The following is a 20,367-nucleotide window of genomic DNA, read 5'->3' on the forward strand; positions in this document are numbered from 1 at the left end:
TAATATGAACTGCTCAACTTTATGTCGCAAGATGAATCGGTTTATTTTGGTCATTTCTCTTTTTTCATTGTCATGCAAAAAATTGGTTGAGACGCCTCCTCCAACTAATGTTTTAGCAGAGACTAATACTTTTTCCGTTGATGCAACTGCCATTGCTGTTCTAAATGGAATTTATATTTCTATGAACGAAGACAATCAGCCAATTCAAGGTAGAAAGAGCATATCGCTTTTGGGTGGGCTTTCCGCCGATGAACTTACTTTATATTCTGGAATTGGCGAGCCGAGTTATGAAGGTTATTACCGCAATTCTCTTTCTGCCTTGGATGAAATAGGTACCCAACATTGGGCACCGCTTTTTAGTTATATTTTTAGATGTAATGCCGCAATTGAAGGACTAATGTCACCACAGGCTAGTTCATTAACGCCAATTGTGAAACAACAACTACTAGGTGAAGCTAGATTTTTGCGTGCCTTTTTCTACTTTTATCTGGTCAGCCTTTTTGGAGATGTTCCACTTGTTCTTTCAACTGACCCCTCTGTTAATGTATCACTGAGCAGAACATCCAAGGAAGAGGTCTTTAAACAAATCATTTCAGATCTTGTAGAAGCGGAAAAACTGTTAAGCAGTGATTATTTGGATGGCACTCTTTTAACTAATAGTGTGGAAAGAGTTCGCCCTACTCGCTGGGCCGCCAACGCTTTTTTAGCGAGGGTATACCTATTCATTGGCGATTTTGCTAACGCAGAGGCCATGTCGTCCCTTCTGATCGGTAACAACCATTTATATGGTCCACTACCTGACTTAAATGATGTGTTTCTTAAAAATAGCAGAGAGGCAATCTGGCAGTTGCAGCCAACCGCAATTGATTTTAACACCACAGAAGCTACTGTTTTGGTGCTTCCCGAAGCAGGTCCAAGTGACGCCAATCCAGTTTACGTAAGCGATATACTTTTCAATAGTTTTGAACCTGATGATCTCCGGGCGTTACCAAAAAATTGGATAGATACGATTGCAATTTCTGGAACGACATACCGATTTCCTTATAAATACAAGTTGAATCTTCCTGACGGATCGATTACTTCCAATTCAGGGTCTGACAATATGCAAGAATATTTCATGATGCTGCGTGTGGGCGAGCAGTATCTAATACGCGCTGAGGCACGGGCGCAACAGTCAAAGGTTGCTGAAGCTAAAGAGGATTTAAATGTAATCAGGACGAGAGCTGGATTGCCTAATACTACTGCAGACTCAAAGGAAGAAATGTTGGCAGCAATTCTGCATGAGCGCCGGGTGGAGCTTTTTTCTGAATGGGGCCATCGCTGGATTGATCTCAAACGAACGGGTACAATAGACGCAGTAATGAGTATCGTAACGCCGTTGAAATCAAACGGTGGCTCTTGGGAATCATATCAACAATTATATCCTATTCCAAAAACGAGTGATATTGATAGAGCTCCCAATATAAAGCAGAACACTGGGTATTAAGAAAGGAAAACTAGTAATCATGATTTTTAAGTTTTGCAATATGAATAAAAAGTGTTGGATAAAGCTTGCTATTTCTCTGCTTCTTTTGGCGCCGTTAAATATGCAATCGCAAGAACCTGTTATAGACAATCATCTAAATGGGCCTGGGATACAATGGTCCAAAGGGCTGAGTTGGGAGCAGGTGAAAGTCAAGGCAAAAAAGGATGGTAAATACATTTTTCTTGATTGTTTTACAACATGGTGTGGCCCTTGTAAACGAATGAATACGGAGGTATTTAATTTAGACACGGTGGGAAGATTTATTAACTCAAACTTTATTTCCGTCAAAGTTCAGATGGATAGGACTGCAATGGACGGCGAAGATGTTAAAAAATGGTATCAAAGCGCTGACAGTCTATTGAGCCAATACTCTATAAGAAGCTATCCCTGTTATTTGTTCTTTTCTCCTGAAGGCACAATCGTACATAAAGAAGTCGGATACAAAGCATCAGCTGAGTTTATTGCAATTGCCAAAGAGGCCATTTTACCAGGGAGAAGCTTTTATGATCCAACTGCTGGCTATTTGGAATTAAAAAAGAACTTTCTGATGGGCAATATTATATATGATAGTTTGCCGGCTATGATAGAAATGGCAGAAATGAGAAATGATAGCATAATGCGCATGCAATTGATCCGAACACATGTAGATATCAGCGTAAGATTGCCAAAAGAAAAACGCTATCTGCCCCGAAATATTGAGTGCTGGGTAGCATTAAACCCAGGCATCAACACTAAGTTATTTAAAATGTTTTATGCAGACGCTAAGTTTATTGATAAGGTGATGAAAGAAGAAGGATACGTGGCAGCAAACATAGTGGAACCTGCGATAATGTATGAAATTGCCATTCCTTTTTTAGAGCAGGAGGCAGCGGAGTCTGGTGTAGCCATGACGGGCGGATATCTTACAGATATTTCGGGCAAGAATTTGTTGCAGGCTGACTATCGGGAAGCACACTGGTATAAGCTTGCCAAGCTAATTTCCAAAAGGTTCAATAGGTACTATGCGCAGCGTGTTGTTTTAAAATCAAAAATCGAATGGTACACCAGGCATTGGAATTATGGTGCCGCTGCGAAGTATTCGCTTATTTATTTAAATAAGTATCCCCCTACTCTGAAGAAAGGTGTATCCGACCGAATCAACGCGATGGCTTGGAATGCGTTTATGTACGTAAATGAAAAAGAAGTTTTGTATGGGTACATTAGGTGGATGGAAAAAGTAATCAAAGCAAAACCTACGGTTGCCGCTTGGATCGATACCTATGCAAACCTTTTGTATAAAGTTGGACTAAAAGATCAGGCAATTGGTTGGCAAGGAAAAGCAGTTTCTTTGTCACCATCCGACAAAGATATGCAAGAAGCGTTGTACAAAATGAAGCTGGGACAGCCCACTTATGTACATAGGGGTGCAGTCTGGTTAAACAATTGAAATTTATATTACTAAACAATTACAATTTATGTGATGAAGAACAAAGATATTTTTACGATGGTATTGGCGACAATATTATTTTCAGCCTGTAAAAGGGAGGTTATACACAGTCCGAATGTTGCATCATTAACAATAATCAATGCGGTAACCGATGGTGAACCTGTTAGACTTGGAAGCAGGTCAGCTATCATTGCAAATAACAGCTCCGCTCACATGGCAATAGACATGGGTGAAAGTAGCCTGTATGTGTGGCCAGTCAGCGATTCTTCAAGACCGTACTTTTCGGATCAGAAATTCAAAATTGAAAAAGGTGAGGTGTACTCTCTCTTTCTTGCTGGATCTTATTCTAATGTGGAAGGCGTTTTAATAAAGGAAAATTTGCCATACCATTCAGACAGTACATGCGGTATCCGATTCATAAATCTTTCTCCAGATAGTGGACCGCTTTCCGTTAACCTAAAGGAATCGCCTTCAGTATATGAAGCAAATAATCTAGATTATAAACAACATACTGATTTTAAGTCGTATCCAGCCAAAGCCGATAATACAAAATATACTTTCGAAATTAGAAAGTCCTCAGATGATTCCCTCGTAGTGACTTACACCTTAAACACCCCGAGGTTCGCCAATGTCACATTAGTGATAAGGGGAAAGATCAATGATTTTTCTTCAGTTGGAATCACAAGAGTCAATAATGATAGATAATTATGCTGACCACCGGTATTATAATTAAGTCTTTTTAAACTCTTTAAAGGAATCGATTTAGAAAATACGCAAATGTTTTCTGGGGTATTCTTGTTACCATTGTCCTTACCGTTTTTCGGTCAATAATATGACGTCAACGTTCGGTGGCTAGACCTGTGTTGTCTCATAACACCATCTCAACGAATAAATATTTATTATTATGCAAAGGTCCGTTTTCTCTTGGGTATTTTTATTTATCGTCTGTCAAATACATGCGCAGGAGAGAAAGAATTCTCTACCTCAAGTACTGTCTGAATCATCAATACATGAAGATTTAAATAATCATGTGTGGAGCCACAACCAAGCCTACTTAACAAAGGGAAAGCCTCCCATTGATTTTAAGATCATAGATAACTGGAAAAGCGTGAGGGACGAGGTAGCTCTAAGCGAAGATGGTAAATATATTGCCTATAGTGTTGGAAATCACAACAGTAATAATAGAAGACTAGACACATTGGTGGTTCAGTCAACCAACAACAGTTGGCGTTACGCTATAACTGGTAGTGAGGACGGTCAGTTTTTAGCCAAGGGAAGACAATACCTTTACAAAACGAAAAATGGTTTACATTCTCTCTTAACAGGAACAAATACTCTTGTCTCATTTCCAGGTGTATGTTCATACAAATTGCCACCAGACCTTGGCAGTGGTTGGGTGGCCTTTCAACTTACGGATTACGATAAAACGGTTGTTTTACACAATTTTCTCTCAGGCGAACAGACAAGATACGCGCATGTGAAATCTTATGAATTCGATGCTAGTGGCCAGTGGCTTTGGTGCCAGGTTGAAGGAGAAAAAAGGCAGTTGATTTTACATAATGTTAAAACAGGTCGTGATCGAAATTTTAGCAACGTCGATGAGTTTGCGTTTGGCAAAAGTGGAATGTGTTTAGTCGTGAAGACTGCAGTACCCGGTTTGAAATATATAAACACGAAACTTGTGTATGTGAATTTAGTCACTGGCAAGAAGAGCGGTGTTTGGGAATCTGATAATCATGATCTTCAACTGGTTAGCTTTAGCCTAAATGCCAACGAAAAGGAAGTTGTTTTCATACTTGGAGATAGTGGTCATAATACTACCCCTTCTAATGGAGCATTGGCTGTACGCTCAAGAAAGAATTCTATATGGTACTGGGCTGAAGGATCAAATGCTGAGCTGCTCGTCCCAAATGATCAGAGGGAAGTGAAAGATGAACAAATTATTGGGAATGCTGCTTTTTTCACGGATGATGGCCGATTCATTCAGTTTGTTTTGGAGGTGCCTGAAGAGAAGCGAAGTCCTATGCCTGGTAAAGCCCAGGTAGATGTTTGGAGCTATCACGATAAATTCTTACAGTCAATGCAGCCTCATTTGGAAAACCAACACCGACAATACAAGGCGGTCATAAATTTAAAAAATAGAAATGTAGTTCTATTAGAGAACGAGTATGAACATGTACTTGAAATACACGGTGAATACGCCATTGTTTCAAAATCAAGTTTCGAATCTAATGGTGATTTATTTTGGAGGTCGGGTAACTACTTGGATAGTGCATGGCTTGTGTCATTACACACAGGTGAGCGAAAATATATTGCAAGCCGCGGACAACACAGCTTCGATGTGATTTTTTCTCCGGGTGGGGAATATGTGGTTTATTTTGACATCACTAATGGCTGTCATTACTTCAGTTATAATTTGCGCACTGGAAAGCGGCATAGGATCTCGTCAGGAATCCCCGACTCGCTGCTTGCACTTAGACCTCAAATAGATGCGAAACCGCAATTTTCTTATGGTGTTGCAGGTTTTTTATTAAATGACAAAGGTGTTTTTGTGTATGACGAATATGACATTTGGCAACTAGATTTGGCCGGTGTAAAGCCTCCCTTAAACGTTACCTCTATAGGTTCAGCAACTAAAACCGTATTCAGTATGCTAACAGTAGACAGGTGGTACCCGACAAAGCAGATTATTGCTATTGACGAGCCCTTGATTGTCCGCGCTTTTAACACGGAAACAAAATATAGCGGGTTCTATCAAAAAAATCTTAAATCTCGTCAGCGTCCTGACTCTTTGTATATGGCACCAGTCAGCTTCGGTACGCAAATTCTTTTAAGTAGTGCTAACTCCACAGGAGCCAAAGAAAACCACAAAGCTTTCACGATTGGCATTGTCAAACGGGAGTCATTCAATGCGGCTCCAAATTACTTTTGTACTTTAGACTTCAAAAACTTCAAGCAGTTAACTTTTCTTCAACCTCATACGGAGATCAATTGGTTGACCGCAGAATTGCATACATTCAAGCAGCTTGATGGAACAGAAAGCCATGGAATTCTTTATAAGCCACAGAACTTTGATTCTACAAAGCGATATCCGATGATAATCACATTTTATGCTATGTTAACAAACGGTTTACATCGCTATCCCCAAGCAGAATATATCACAGCACCAAGTATTTTTAAGAATCCAGCATGGATGGTTAGTCATGGGTACCTGGTATTTGTTCCAGACATTTATTTTAAAAAAGATCAATGGGGTCCCAGTACAGTCAATGGCATTGAAGGTGCAGTAGAATATCTGCGATCATTACCATATGTTGATTCAAACCATCTTGGCGTAGGTGGTCATAGCAATTCTGGAAGATTTGGTTATTATTTGTTTACTCATTCAAACTCATTCGCAGCAATGTCCCTAGGCTCAGGTTTCGGAGGTACGAATGTAATTAGCGTGGCGGTGTCGTTAGTTCATGGAGGAAAGGGAGAAAGCGGGTTAGAATGGGCCGAAAACGGTGCATACGGCGCAGCGCTTGGCTCTCTGTGGGAAAACAAGGAAAGGTGGATTGACCATACGGCAGTTATACAAGCAGATAGGTCAACAAGCCCGCTGTTGTTGTTTCACAATAAAAAGGATGGCGACGACGTTCGCCTTGCGGAAGAGCTATTTGTTAGTTTGAGAAGGCTAGAAAAAAAGGCATGGTGGCTGCAATATGATTATGGAGGTCATGAAGTTTGGAAATTAGAAGAACAACGGGATTTCACAATTAGATACACACAGTTTTTTGATCACTACTTAAAAAGTGCGCCGGCACCTAAGTGGATGACAAAGGGAATAATGCACAAAGATAAAGGAATATTAAGTGGGTTTGAATTAGATAGTACAGCTAAATGCGGCATCAATTGCAAAGCCTGTATGCCAATTGTCAAGTAATGTACTTAAGTAATTTGTTGACCTTTGCTTGTAAGAAGCATAATAACCCTTGCTAAGTGCAAGTTAAGTTTTTGGCAGCGGGTCGAATAATCGTTTTAAAAATGATGCGTAATTGGAAAAAATGTGTTCTGCCAAATTTATGACTAGTTTTCGGGGTGTCATTCGAGCAACAAGGACAAACTTTTTAATTATCTTCCAAAATAAAGTTGGACAGGAAATTAAGATTAAAATTATTATGCTAAAAACAAACACCTCCTGGAAGTGTTTGTTTTTGGTAATCTTAACTAGTCTAGAGTAAGCCTTGTTGATGTGGCAGCACATCTTAAGTTTGGCACGCAATCTCCGTCAATAGGAGTTGTTGTGCAAACAAATGGTGCTAGACTTCCGCCGAGGGTTGTCGCATTCGTAAGATTTTGGCAGAATTTGTTGGAACATGATACACCCTGTTGAGTTGGAGCTGTACAGTAATAACGGCCGTAGTTTGCTTTAAAGGCCAATGCACCACCTGCTATCGCAAACAATGCCAGTGAAAGCAGCATCAATCTTGCTTTTTTCATAACGCTATTTTTTTATTTAAATTTATGGGCTTATTACAAAAGTTTTCTTTTTCTATTCTTTCAGTACGTGGCGTTCGCCTAGTGGATGCTTAGATCTATTATCAGGTGTTATTTTTGTGAATTAGGGAATTTTAATTTATTGTAAGTCTTGCCGAAGCGGCAGCACATCTCATTGTCAAAGGACATTCTCCATCAAATGGAATTGTCGTGCAAACAAATGGGGTCGTTCCAGAAAAAAATGTCGAAAACGTCCGGTTTACACAGAACTTATTAGCACATGCGACGCCCTGTTGAGTTGGAGCTGTACAAAATGTGTAGGTAAACCTTGTTTTGAAAGCAAAGATGCCACCTATTACTGCAAACAATACCAGTGAAAACAGCATAATTTTGACTTTTTTCATATTTGTGCCTTTGAGTTTGAAAAAACGACCGTTAGTTTATATAGTTGCTTGACTATCCTTGGGGGTTTTTGGCTATTTTATTCTAATCCAAATACTACGTTTTAGATCGCTCAGCGATTTTTTATGGAAGGCGACCAGCATCAAATTCGATGCACTAGTCAGGCAGAATAATGTTTATTGGTATGTCAGACAAAGGTACCACAGGTCAATTAGAGAATACGTTCAAACTCCGTTATAAAGAAATACCGGCTTTAAAAAGCCGGTATTTCTTTAATGCCATGCAAGATTAGTTTGTGGTAAGCCTTGTAGACGCACCAGCACATCTAGTGTTCGGCTGACATTGTCCGTCGACAGGTAGCGCAGTACAAACAAATGGCTGTGTCCCTGCATTAAGTGTTGTCGAATTGGCCACAATGTTTGGACAGAACTTTTGAGCACATGCTATACCTTGTTGAGTCGGGGCCGTACAATAACTTGTGGAATACTTTGCTTTAAATGCCAGTGCGCCACCTACTACTGCGAACAGTCCTAATGAAAGGAGCATCATTTTTACCTTTTTCATAATAATTGTGCTTTTTGAGATCGAAAAGCTAACTGTTAGATTTAAAAATTTGCCTACTCTATTCTCGTGGTTTTCGGCTTTCCCACTTCTGTCGCCTAATATTTCAATTGCGACAGGTTTCCTTTTAGAAACTTTTTAATGGGCCCGCGTTGGTTTCTAATTGGCAATATTTTAATTATAACCTTGCTTAATACTTTATCGCTTTCACGCTAACTCCGATTTTTTTCTACTAAACGTCCAAATCATTATTACATGAATTTATTCGTCAGCTGCTTTCAGAATTTGGCTAATATAAAGTTTGCCTAAGAAGGACTTATTTAGTTTCTTATCCTTGCCATATATGGCGAAGTAAGGGAAGCCAGGTATTTCGAAATAGTCATTAATGAAGCTGGCACTATCCAACGCAGTGGTCACATTTGGATATTTTGCCAACTGAAATTCGTTCGCGTAGGCTTTTACTTCTGCTAAAGAATAACTGGATATGAAATAGAATTGTATGTTTTTCAGTTCATCTATTTCCTGAACAATTTGTTTAGTTTGAGCTTTACAATGCGGGCAATAAGGACTAAAATAAAACATCACCGTAGGTTTTCCGATTGGAAAGTCTTTACTATTTATCCAAGTAGTACTATCTAAAGACAATAAACTGAACGAAGGCATTGGTTTTCCTTCTTTTCCTGTTTTTTGCGGTTCTGTCCCAAAGCAGCTTATCAGCAAGGCGGCAGTAAATAATAGAATACAATATTTCATAAATTACGTTTTATCGTATGTACTAAAGATATATTGAGAGCAATGGCAGAATAGTGGCTACTAGTTCCCAAGTCTTATTTATCTTTTGAATGTGTTTTCTTTGTAAAATGATGCCTATAACGCAAATTAAAATATAGATTCCATTCAAAACTATGTGCTGTGTCCATGACAACTCAGACAACACACCACCGCAACTACAAGGAAGTTTGTCACTAATCGACAATAAAAGAATTATGTATAATGTGAAAGAGGCCATTAATACTAGGGCAGCATAGAAGCCTTTCAGACGCCATTTCGGTATTATTAGCATAATCACGATTAAAAATTCGATCCAGGGCAGCGCCACCGCGACGAGCGAAGAAATTGGTCCTAAAATGGGCGATTCTGACAATTGTTGTTTGAAAACGTTAAACTCGGTTAGCTTGCTAATGCCTGAGTATAGAAACAGTATTGCATATAAGAAGACAATCGTTTCAATGACTGTTTTATTTACATTTGATTTTATCATAAATCGATCAGATATAGTACATTTAAGTTGTTATTTTAGGGGCAAATGTGTTATGTGATTGAACGGTTTGTTCATTCTTTAATTCGTTTATTAACTGTATCATCCAATTAATAATTAGTAGTGTGAAGACTGTAGTAACTATGACTGGAAATGATTGGAATCTCAAGGCTGCGGAAGAGGCAAAAATTGTAAATCCTGCGTTAAAAAGCCATACGGATGCTCCCAATCCGAGTATTTTGTTAAAAACTTCGTTATTCTTCCATCCTTTAAGTATGAGATAATAAATAAGTCCAAAGACCATAACTACGTTAATAATTCCAGAAAGGATAGGATAGTAATTTAAAACCCATGTTTCTATTGTATTCATCCTTGTGCTGACAAAATAGCTTTTGTATCCGAACCACTTTTGGGTCTGTTTTGTGACATAAGTATTCCCAGAATTATATTCTTGTAAGAACTCTACGGGCGGTGCAAAATACTTTCGTGTATTCGGCCATACAAAATATTCAAGAAAGTGTAGGGGGTATTTCTTTATTATGTAAATACCATACTCTTTGTAGAACGGCCCCATGCTTGCCCACTTTTTTAGTTCTTTGGCAGCTGTGTCATTTTTGAATAGACTATCTCTGTATGCCATCAAAGGCATGCCTGGTGACCACATGTAAAAAGTGCTGGCCATAGCTTTTTCTGATGGGTTAATGGTTAAGTCGCGCGTACTGTCATAGAAGTTTCTAACCATATTGTCTAGTGCTCGATATTTTGCTAATACCGGTTCGCGGCGAACGATATCAACGTGTCGATAAGCATACATCGCGTTGTTTGCAAATTGCCAACCGCTGAACGGTGAATATTGCCAGTGTCCCGTCAATTGCTTGTATTGATACATCGTCAAGCCTACAAACCATCCACAAAGTAGCAGCACCAAACCTACACCTACCAGCTTCCTTTGAATGGTAAGTCTTGACATCCAAAAGGCTAAGCATGCGATTAAGGGATAAATCATTGCATTATACCTTACTGTAAACGCCATGAATAAAACAACTGCGTGCCAAATGACAACCTTTGTAGATGGTCTGAATATAATCCACAAGAGAAGGCCGAACCAAGTCATACTAAGCGATAAAAAGACGCCGTCGCTGCTCACTAGGTTTGCCAAATGTAAAAACAATGGGTTAACAATTACAAATGACACGAGCACTACTTGCATTACTCTACGAACAGAATAGAAGTACAGGATAGTAAAGATTAGAAATAAGGCGCTACATTCGATCATCAGGTATTGTAAACTTACAAGAACAATATCTGGTTTTGCGAAGATGCTCACTGCCCTTAAGAATTTTGAGTAACCTATTAAATAGGTATTGATTGTTAAATTATTATCTGCTGCATTTAAGTAAGAAAACGAATCTCCATGGATGAAATTGGCATATGGATATAAATACTTGAAGAATGCAAACTGTATAATTATTGACACAGCGGCGATGGATAGAATTCTTCGATTACGTCTGTCCTGAAATACGAATTGTTTGAATGAGTGTCCACTGCTATGATTTGCAAATGTATTCATAGTAAATAGTTAATATAATTACTGGAGGTCTATACGTTCCACCATCATTGTTTCATTGATATTGATGAGCAATGCGATATTGAAGTGGCGTTTTCTTTTCCTTCTTTGAAAACTGTCGATGGAATTGAGATTTGGAGTTGTAGCCACATTCATAAGCGATTTCTGAAACGGATTTAGTCGTTTCGATTAGTAGATATCGTGCATTGTTAACTCTTACTTCATTTAGATAATCTATGTACGTCCTATTTGTCCATTTTTTGAAATGATAGCAGAATGATGATACGCTCATAACTGCTATACTAGCAATCTGTGATAATCTTAACGGTTCCTGGAAAGACCTCAGAGTAAAATCAATCACTCTGGCCATGTTACTATCAATGTCTTGCATAAACGTTTCTGTTGTTTGTAGAGACATATGAGATTCACATTTGTTGGTAATACGTCTTCTGCAGCGGAAGAGCTGAACGTATCTTCGTGTGAAAATTTATTCATTTAGCAAATTGAACCTTAAACAACGTTGATCGGATCGGATAAATCTTGTGTTTTCTAGATTGTGGTTAATAGCTTTAGTGTGTTTGTCTTTTCCGCTTTTCAGCTGCGGACTTGAGTGGTAACAGTGAATATCTTAGTATGCAGTAGATGGCCTTGAGCCCGTCACGCCAGCCTATTTTCTTCCCTTCAGCGAACGTCCGACCATAGTAAGAAATTCCAACCTCATAAATCCGAATACCTGGTACTTGCGCAATTTTGGCGGTCACTTCCGGCTCAAACCCAAATCTCTTCTCGCAAAGCGTGATGCATTTTATCATGTCTGTCCGAAATATTTTGTATCCAGTCTCCATATCCGTTAGATTCAAATTGCTAAACATGTTGGAGAGAAAAGTGAGAAACCGATTGCCAAGTGAATGCCAGAAGAATAGGATGCGGTGAGGATTGCCGCCCATAAATCTTGAGCCGTATACCACATCAGCCGAAGCGAGTATTATTGGTTTCAAGAGTGTATTGTACTCGCCTGGATCATATTCTAGGTCCGCATCCTGTACCAACAAATAATCGCCGGTAGCCTGCGCGATACCTGTATGGATAGCCGCACCCTTTCCCTGGTTTACGTCGTGCTTTATATATTTGAAAAGGCTTATCGTATGGTTTGCACGATTTTCGACATAGTTTTGAATAATGCTTTCAGTGTTATCTTTTGAGCAGTCATTAACTATTATTACTTCCTTCTCTATGTTTCGTATCAACTTTACTTCATTGATTCTATCTAATATTTTGGTAATGGTTTTTTCTTCATTGTACGCAGGTATTATTATCGACAGTCTTTTGATCGGCTGTTCCGAACGGTCATTTACATTGTCATGACTGTTAGAGATGTCAATTAGTTCGTCCTGGTTCAATTGTGCATCGACGGTTGGATGCACTTGTCTTTCTGTTGTGTGCATAGAATAAGATTTGTGAGTCAGCAGATAGAGTCACATGTCGCGATATAACATGAGTCGGTTGATATAGCAGCAGTCTATAGTACCATACAAATAAAAATGCATAGGTTTGCTTAGGGTGCCATCAGCTCCTACAAAAAAGGATCCCTGAGAGAAGTTAAACGTCGAAAGATTGTTTTGATTAGATCGCCCTTGCTGTAGTGGTCAGGCGGTATTGCTTTTTGGAAGTTTGTGTACGCCGTCATAATGGATAAAGTTTCAAGGTTTAATACTTACACGGTCCAAGGTTGCTTGCAGTAGATCTGTTTTTATCGGTCCAGATTTGTAGATCAAAGATAGGCCGGGTTTTGTAGCGAATCCATTTTAATTTGTAGCGATTTAATTTCTTTTTGGCAAAATTCGAAGTCAGATAGAGTAGTTCATGTTTGTAGTATCCTTTTGTTCCTGCTCAAGTCTGCACTGCCGAGGCGATTTGTTCAATGCCTTCTTAAACTGCTTATTCAAATTTGTTCGGTTCAATCCAACTTTGAACGCTATATAATCTATATTGTATTCAGTGTTTTCAAGCATGTACACTGCTTCATCTATCCGCCTAATCGTAAGGTATTCATACAGGTTTTTTCCGGTGATTCGTTTGAAGCTGCATTGTAGCTTACTAACACTCATGCTCACAGCATGGGCTAGATCCTGATAGGTGTGGTGTTTTGAGAGGTCTTTTTCGATTAAGGATTTTGCGATTTGCGCTCTTTGAAGATCGTCTTTTGATATTCGCATATAGACAAGGTTTTAGTGACATAATTGATTATGTCACATTTCATTCATTCTAAGGTTTATCATTGCCAACGGTGTTAGGGTTGGTTTTCGTGGAGTGGGGATCCAGAAAATTAAAAGTCGTGAGTGGATTAAAATTAAGATGAAATATCTTTAAAAGTGTGCAAAATATGACATTTAAAAAATTGTAAGTCCTAACGTTTTGGAATTTGAACATTTGCAAGATTGATCGGATGTCTACTCGGTGCTAGTAGGAAATGTATGAAAATGGTATTCTCAGTGCCAAATCTTAAACTATAGCCCCGGATAAAAATAGCTAGGTGTTTTGGTCGCATGGGCGGAACCTGGAGAGGAAGAATTATTTTTTTTTGTCCGTTTAGATGAAATGCCGCTTCCAATCGTCTTAGATATGTGGGATTTTAGCAGAAGCAGTGGTAAATGATTGATTCTCATGGTATACAATATTTTAATAAAAAAAAATAATAAAAAGTTTCATTTTGAATAGTATGATTTGTCAGTTTGATAGTTTTAATAAGTGGACAAGCTCGCGATGGCACTAGGCTTAAACCTAGTCCAACTATTTGGTATCAGTAACATAAAGACGAACAGTTTCATCATTGACAAGTTTCTTTCTCAAACGAGGATAGAGATTCCCCATTATTTGACGCAGATGATTTGACGCGATAAATCAATACTATTTCCGATAGTATTGGCGAGGGATTCTTTGTCTTTGCTATTGGCCTATGAAAACCAATTCGCCCTACTCGACGATTCATATACTATAAGGCGGGTCGGGAAACCGGCCTGCTTTATAAGCACTAACATGTTAATGGTTGTACAAACCCTTCCTTAGTATGAATGCATTGACACTGCTTCTTTGCTTAACATTGCTGCATTACGGCGGCATCTGTAAACGACAAACTCTGTTGCATCCTTTTCAGAAAGGAATGCCGGCAGCGTTGTCTATTGGCATCATATCTCTGTATTTTCCGGACACTCTTTTCCAGTAGCCTTTTATCGGACTGGTGAGCAGTTAATGGCGAAGTTGTGGGCCTCCGTGATGGTGCCTGGCTGTCCGGATCTAAAAGAGCATTGTAATGGGAGCTCATTTAAACTGTTTACCCATGTACATGAAGACTACTATAAGGCTGTCGTGCTAAAAAAGAATGGGCTATGGATACGCGATTCTGACTCAAGGATAGTGGTCGCTTAAACTAAGAGGAACTAAAGTATCAAAATTGCTTACCAGGATAAAGTAAAGGAATAGTAAATTAATATAATACAGTGGATGCCTACTATTACTAGAAAAATACAGCTTTTGTTTGATGTTAAAGAAAAATCAGAACTAAAGCCGCTCTATGAAAAATGGTATAAGTGGCAACGGATTGTCCATAAGTCGGCTAACCAAATCGCAACGCACCTGTATTTGCATGACAATATTAAAGAGTTCTTTTACCTTACAGATGAAACAAAAGTTAAATTAACCAGTGTCAGGAAGGACATAGAGGGAATACTTATGTGCAGTAGGGATAATACGACTTACCAGGTTCTCAGTAAACTATGGAAAAGCGAATGCCCGATGGGCATGCTTGCTGGACTAAACATGTTAATAGCAAAAACGTATAAGAAGGAATCAAAGGACATATTGTTAGGAAAGAGATCATTACGAACGTGGTAACGTCTTGGTGAAGTACTGATCGAGTAGCTCCCTAATGATGTTTACCTGCTTTTGAAATGTGGCCAACATTTCCTTATCTCGCATTAGACCTGTTGTTATCAGCCAGTTCCACGTTCGTAGGAGTGCATATGGTAGACATTTTTTTGCCGGTTCGAGATTTCCTGCCTGTTTGCTATACGCAAATATGATATAGGACAATAAGTTGAGTGTTTCCAGAAATAGCCAGCGTTTCCGTTTACCCAGAGTTGTAATATCCTCAGCCTGCTTGAACAAGCCATTTACCAATGAAAAGTAATCACTGTAAGTGTTTCTTGGAGTATTCATCAGAACAAGTACTTTTTTCAAATGCATCAGTGCTTCCTCGTCTATCAATAAATACTCATTGAACAAATTTGTTGCAAATAATTCGGTGAGTTCATAAATACCCCATCGCTCGAATACAATCTTTTCTTCGTTAGGTCTTTTTGCAAAATTCTTTTCGATGAAATCGTCGAATGTATGCTTTACATTTGGCCGGATTATTCCGTTGTGTACCAGTATTATCTTGATGGGCAGTTCATTAAATCCGGGATGGGAAAAATCTTTATATACTTTATCCATTGCTTCAATAATCGATTCCCTGATTCCATCAATTTTACCGTAGGTTGTTGTTGTAATGTGTCTATCTTCGCCACCTTTTATTTCAAAATAAAAGCGCTTTTTTATTCCATCTTCAGTGCCAATGGCGACTACATCCTTGCCATACTGCGCAAACCCTTTCGTCATTTTCGGTGTGCTGACAATCTTGAAATTCATCGCTTCCAGGAGAATCGGAAAAATAAAGTCTAGTTCCTCGCTCTCAGTCAGGGATTCAAGATATTCTCTTATAATGATGTTTTTCATATAGAAGGTTCTTGAGGGGTGCCGTTAATATAATCATGAAAATCCTGTTCGTATTTGTCAGGATTAATATTGTAGCGGTGGTCTACCAAAGGAGTAAATCCGAATTTTCCCATTTCTCCGATTCTTCCTGATTTGCCTATTTTAAAGGCGCTACCGCGAACTACGCTTACTCTTTGGCCGATATCCGCAAAAATGCTTTTTGCTTCGATCTGTTCCATTTCCTCGGAATTTTTCTCATGTTCCAGTTGGAAAAAATATTCAACAAACTCCAGTTCGTTTAAATAAGGATCGAACTCTTTACATGTACTCTTCTGTTGATGGGCGATTTCCTGCCGATCAATGGTTTGCTGAAAAGATGCACGTAGATCCGCATCAAACGCACTATCTTCCAATCGAGAAAAAACTAGGTCTTTAATACTGCTTTCAAACGCTTCTGTTAAGACAAGTAATCCCGTTTTAAGCGCTTCCTTAGCTGTGTCAAATTTGCTGTGGCGAAACGTCAGTAGTGCAGGTATTATCACCTCTATGCTAAGCGGTAAATGAACGAGCGTATCAATAATCGTCAACTGCTCATCTTCCGTAAGCGATAGCAGTGTGTCGGATAGTTTTCTTTCTCCGCGGTTACGACAAAGGATCTGCACGCCCGCAAAACGCACCATGCCATTTTTATCACTCAATAGTTTAAGTAATTCTTGGCCGAATTCTTCTTTCTTTAAAGTCGCCATTGACTGCATGGGTGTATAAAAAAGTTCCATATTTATGGTTAATCCGTATTCGGCAATAGTATCCCTAAGCAGATGAAATAGTGGTTGAACCGAAGAAAAATAGTTGAAATACTCATTCATAATGCCCTGACCTTCCCACTGCAAAAAATAAGGCAGTAAGTCCATTTTCTCTTTGTCATGTCCTTTAATCATTCGGGTGCGAAACAAAAGATTACTGCGAAGACTGGGGTCTTTAAATCTCGTTAATTCCCGAAGACCTAAAAATGCCACTTGGGTGATCTCGTCGTCTCCTGCAGGATTCTCGATAATTCTGCTGTAAAACACAGGCAGCGTTCGCAGGTATTCAATCGTTGAAATATTTTGGGTATGCACGAAATCAATCGCCTGACGAATAGAGGTGTTGTCTGAATATTTAAGAGATGCCAGGGCACGTAATCCTTCTACTGGGCTTTCTTTATGCAAGGCAAACGCTTCTGTCAGATACCTAAAAGGATCATTTGGATAGGCCCCTATAATTAGAGCTGTCCTTATTGGCAAATCGGTCTGTTGTCCTTCTGCTTTTAGCAACCCTGCTATTTGTTCAGCCTTATCAGGTTTTAATAGCGCTGTCTGCACAACCGCTTCCCATGCGCTATCTGATGTTCGGTCATCAAGGAACGCTGCTCTGATAATTTGCAGTGCACGCTCCGGTCTTTGAGACAGGAATGGGAAACTATAAAAAAACGTGACAGCGGTTGATCTTATTCCTCTGTGCTCTTCGTCTGATTTTTCGAGAAGAGCTTTACGTGCATCCCACACATCAACGCCCTCAGTTTCTTCGAGATGAAGCCAGAGCATCGCTTCAAGTCGCATACCCATTCCTTGTTCCCAATGGTGTCGGATCTTGGGCTGGCGAATATAATGCTCGAAATCATGGACGAAGGCCAACGCTTCGATGAATGTTTTAGGCATAGCTACGTGCATCAATTCCAATGCGAAATCGAGCAACGCATGGGCTGCGGGTAACATGGCAAAATCTAATTGAAAAGTTTTACCGATCGTTTTAGTCAGAACCTCTGGACTGTTCAAGAGATCGTATTCAGTCTGCCATTGATCAATAGCGAATGTCACCTTCTTATCAGCTACTGAGGTCCGAAGAAGTTTGCGCAGGGCTTGATTAGTCAATGGATTATCTTTCAAATATTGGCGGGCGGCAGTTAGGTTTGAAATCATTCTTAAAAATACGTTTCTTAGCAGTTATTATTTACTTGCCAATCTCACTTTTTGTCATGCGCGATCCCTTAGATATAATTTATCCTTCTTTCAAAAGTTTTACTATAACGCCAGCGGACCATGTGCTTCGTGCAGGAGAAAAACTCCTATCAACTGGCAATTTGTCGAATGCCTTTGACTTATATAATATTGAGATTTGCAGTCTGTCTTACATGTATCCAGCCGATGGACTTCACTGTTACGGCCAGTATGATGACTTCCATGGGGATGGAAAAGTGTTCTTTAGGAAGACTGGTCGGAACGATCCTGACTTTGAGGTCTTTCTAAAAGAGCGGCAGAGAGAAGTTGACCGCCTATTGAGCAAAATTTCCTTGCACAACACTTACGACGGGCAATTGGCGTGTCTAATTGAAGGCCGGGCGGGGCAACTAAGGCCGGAAAGTCTGGTAGTCGAAAGTAATGAGTGGGTACGATTCATTTCTGATGGTGGAGGTACCGTTCCTGACCATTTACTGGGCAGGCATGCACTCATTGACCTTACACCGTCCAGTGCGGAACAAAAAGCGACCTATAACCAATATATCCGCAAACATGTTCAGCAAATTATAGATTCCCCGCAGTCTCTTCACTGGCTCATTCCCCAAGAATATAAGGGCTTTCGTCTAAATGAAGGATTGAGGGCATTTCATGACCAGTTGACCCGTGCACTTGACCGAGAGGAATCAATCCGGGCGGAAATGCGCCGGCTAGAGCGGCATTTTGGCTATCAACATCTTGATAACTATCTCGAATTGCTATACCCTTATTCTATTAAGGATATAGCGCTTTGGCAATCAGCGGTTTTTGCTTCGTTTCGGCATGGTCATGTCTTCGATGAGCGTCGAATCGCGTTGAATGTTGAAGAAATGAAAGCATTTATTCATGTTCAGGAATTATATGCTTACTATAAAGAACTACATGGGTTATTATTTAAGCCAGTTGGCAAGGTCTCAGTGCCCCCGGCGATTGACAATGAGGGTATAGAGAAAGTCATTGAGACTATCATGGATGGGACGCGGCTTTCAGATTTTCTCTCTGTCCCTGCTCCCGATATAGTTCACGAACACGCTTTTTTGCATGACCTCCATAATCAGCCGGTTGAATGTAATATTTATCATCACAAATATGGATACAAAGGATTTGAGACTAAATCACTCGAACCTATCGTAACCAGCTTTTTACCCGTCACGAGCTACCAGGATCCCATAAGTGGAAAATACGTCTACTGCCAGTATTATCTGCCCATGTTATGTACCGCGGATGAAGTCAGTTTTTTCAATAAAGATGGCCTCCAAGTTATCAAAGTGCCTTTCGTTCAAACAAACCAAAGGCGTCATGCTACCAATGTTGCTGATTTTCGGCTAATTTGTGATCGTGAGTTTACGGCAAAGTCTCTCTCTGATACACCTAGTGTCCGTCTGGCATTTTTTGAAGAGCTTCATCACCATACCCTTAAATTAATTGAACTGCATCGGGCAAAGATGCAGTATTCCAGCGGCCTTGATATAGCGCTCCTTGCCCTTGCTCAAGAATTCATTAACTACCTGGCTGGGGAAGTTCAGCAACTTAAGAAACGTAAGGTTGAACGACAGGAGAAGCAACCGACCCGCGAAATCATCGGGCTATTCTGTAGGCTGCTTGATAGGGCGGGTATCCGTTCCCGAGTTCCAGGCGAAGGGATCGAGGAGCTGTGCCGCCGCATATGTACTGAATTTAAATTGGCCTACAGCGACAAGGTACGCCAGCACTACTCAAATAGCGAAAATAAGCGCAACCTACGAAAAGTAATTGAGCAATTGCTACCCGCACTTTCTGAAGCAGATGGAGAATTGCTCCAGAATTATATCAAAACCCTCAAGGCATTTCAATAACAATGTACGGTATAATGTACGTACACTAATGCGTACAGACATGTATTTGCATCCATCTTTGATGTCGTAAAAATTTACACAATGCAAATACAGACCAACAGCGATCGTTACCGATTTTATCTTTGTATTTCACGCAACATATTGCAACCTGCTCCCAGGCAGCAAAAGCTTTAAATATTCCTCAAAAAAGCTGTACAAGGTACAAGCGTTATTGGGAAAAGCGGGGAAACATCCTCGTAATTGATCTGGTTACCTGCCCAATCACTCGGCGTGGGGGTGTTCAGCTACTTGCAGCGGCTCATCGTTCATTGGTGTTTGATTTCGATTTGTCGCTAGATACTATTTCAAGGGCGATATAAATTTCGCCGTTAACTATTTATGTTATCAAGTGGCATCCAGCTATTGGCGGTCTCTTAAAAAGCCAAATATGGCGCAAGCAACTGGAATTTCGATGAAAATCATCGACGAATTATACAAACTGTTCATTAAACCAGTTAGTCGATGAATATAGACGGGGCTAAATTTGATG

General features: G+C 39.7%; 14 protein-coding genes. 5 read left to right on the forward strand and 9 right to left on the reverse strand.

Features of this window, described 5'->3' with window-relative positions; translation table 11 throughout:
• The first annotated feature begins 4 nt into the window (after window positions 1-4).
• The 4 genes from JUB15_RS01390 (at window position 5) to JUB15_RS01405 (ending at window position 6,876) form a co-directional block, all read left to right on the forward strand.
• Entirely contained in the window at window positions 5-1,486 is a 1,482-nt protein-coding gene (locus tag JUB15_RS01390; RefSeq protein ID WP_207510448.1) for a RagB/SusD family nutrient uptake outer membrane protein, read from the forward strand.
• A 19-nt stretch (window positions 1,487-1,505) separates the two neighbouring features.
• On the forward strand, window positions 1,506-2,951 hold the full coding sequence (locus JUB15_RS01395) for a thioredoxin family protein (RefSeq protein WP_207510449.1): 1,446 nt from the start codon (window positions 1,506-1,508) through the stop codon (window positions 2,949-2,951).
• A 33-nt stretch (window positions 2,952-2,984) separates the two neighbouring features.
• A complete protein-coding gene (locus JUB15_RS01400) occupies window positions 2,985-3,656 on the forward strand; it encodes a DUF4397 domain-containing protein (RefSeq protein ID WP_242696189.1) in 672 nt (223 codons plus the stop codon).
• 199 nt (window positions 3,657-3,855) lie between these two features.
• Entirely contained in the window at window positions 3,856-6,876 is a 3,021-nt protein-coding gene (locus JUB15_RS01405; protein ID WP_207510451.1) for a S9 family peptidase, read from the forward strand.
• Between the two features lie 284 nt (window positions 6,877-7,160).
• Here JUB15_RS01405 and JUB15_RS01410 read toward each other — a convergent pair whose 3' ends face one another.
• The 9 genes from JUB15_RS01410 to JUB15_RS01445 all read right to left on the reverse strand — a co-directional run bounded on the left by JUB15_RS01410 (window position 7,161) and on the right by JUB15_RS01445 (window position 17,895).
• Window positions 7,161-7,433, reverse strand: coding sequence for a hypothetical protein (locus JUB15_RS01410; protein ID WP_207510452.1), 273 nt, complete (start codon window positions 7,431-7,433; stop codon window positions 7,161-7,163).
• A 1,221-nt stretch (window positions 7,434-8,654) separates the two neighbouring features.
• Window positions 8,655-9,146 (reverse strand): TlpA family protein disulfide reductase, encoded by a 492-nt coding sequence (locus JUB15_RS01415; protein WP_207510453.1) that lies wholly within the window; start codon window positions 9,144-9,146, stop codon window positions 8,655-8,657.
• Window positions 9,147-9,168: 22 nt separating this feature from the next.
• Window positions 9,169-9,654, reverse strand: coding sequence for a MauE/DoxX family redox-associated membrane protein (locus JUB15_RS28730; protein ID WP_369411481.1), 486 nt, complete (start codon window positions 9,652-9,654; stop codon window positions 9,169-9,171).
• A 22-nt stretch (window positions 9,655-9,676) separates the two neighbouring features.
• Window positions 9,677-11,221 carry a hypothetical protein gene (locus JUB15_RS01420; protein WP_207510454.1) on the reverse strand — a complete coding sequence of 515 codons (1,545 nt, stop codon included), beginning with the start codon at window positions 11,219-11,221 and terminating at the stop codon, window positions 9,677-9,679.
• A gap of 52 nt (window positions 11,222-11,273) precedes the next feature.
• Window positions 11,274-11,636 (reverse strand): helix-turn-helix domain-containing protein, encoded by a 363-nt coding sequence (locus JUB15_RS28735; protein WP_369411482.1) that lies wholly within the window; start codon window positions 11,634-11,636, stop codon window positions 11,274-11,276.
• Between the two features lie 151 nt (window positions 11,637-11,787).
• The gene (locus tag JUB15_RS01430; RefSeq protein ID WP_207510456.1) at window positions 11,788-12,663 is read right to left on the reverse strand and encodes a glycosyltransferase family 2 protein; all 876 of its coding nucleotides are present in this window, start codon (window positions 12,661-12,663) and stop codon (window positions 11,788-11,790) included.
• Between the two features lie 402 nt (window positions 12,664-13,065).
• Window positions 13,066-13,434, reverse strand: a complete 369-nt coding sequence (locus tag JUB15_RS28740) for a helix-turn-helix domain-containing protein (protein WP_207510457.1) — start codon at window positions 13,432-13,434, stop codon at window positions 13,066-13,068.
• 1,660 nt (window positions 13,435-15,094) lie between these two features.
• Window positions 15,095-15,991 (reverse strand): hypothetical protein, encoded by an 897-nt coding sequence (locus JUB15_RS01440; protein ID WP_207510458.1) that lies wholly within the window; start codon window positions 15,989-15,991, stop codon window positions 15,095-15,097.
• Window positions 15,988-17,895 carry a hypothetical protein gene (locus tag JUB15_RS01445; RefSeq protein WP_207510459.1) on the reverse strand — a complete coding sequence of 636 codons (1,908 nt, stop codon included), beginning with the start codon at window positions 17,893-17,895 and terminating at the stop codon, window positions 15,988-15,990. Before JUB15_RS01445 ends, JUB15_RS01440 begins: the two co-directional genes overlap by 4 nt.
• Between JUB15_RS01445 and JUB15_RS01450 the strand changes: the two genes are divergently transcribed.
• Window positions 17,880-19,838, forward strand: a complete 1,959-nt coding sequence (locus JUB15_RS01450; protein WP_207510460.1) for a hypothetical protein — start codon at window positions 17,880-17,882, stop codon at window positions 19,836-19,838. The genes JUB15_RS01445 and JUB15_RS01450 overlap by 16 nt on opposite strands.
• Window positions 19,839-20,367: the final 529 nt, after the last annotated feature.

The organism is Longitalea luteola, assembly GCF_017356035.1.
GTDB lineage: Bacteria > Bacteroidota > Bacteroidia > Chitinophagales > Chitinophagaceae > Niastella > Niastella luteola.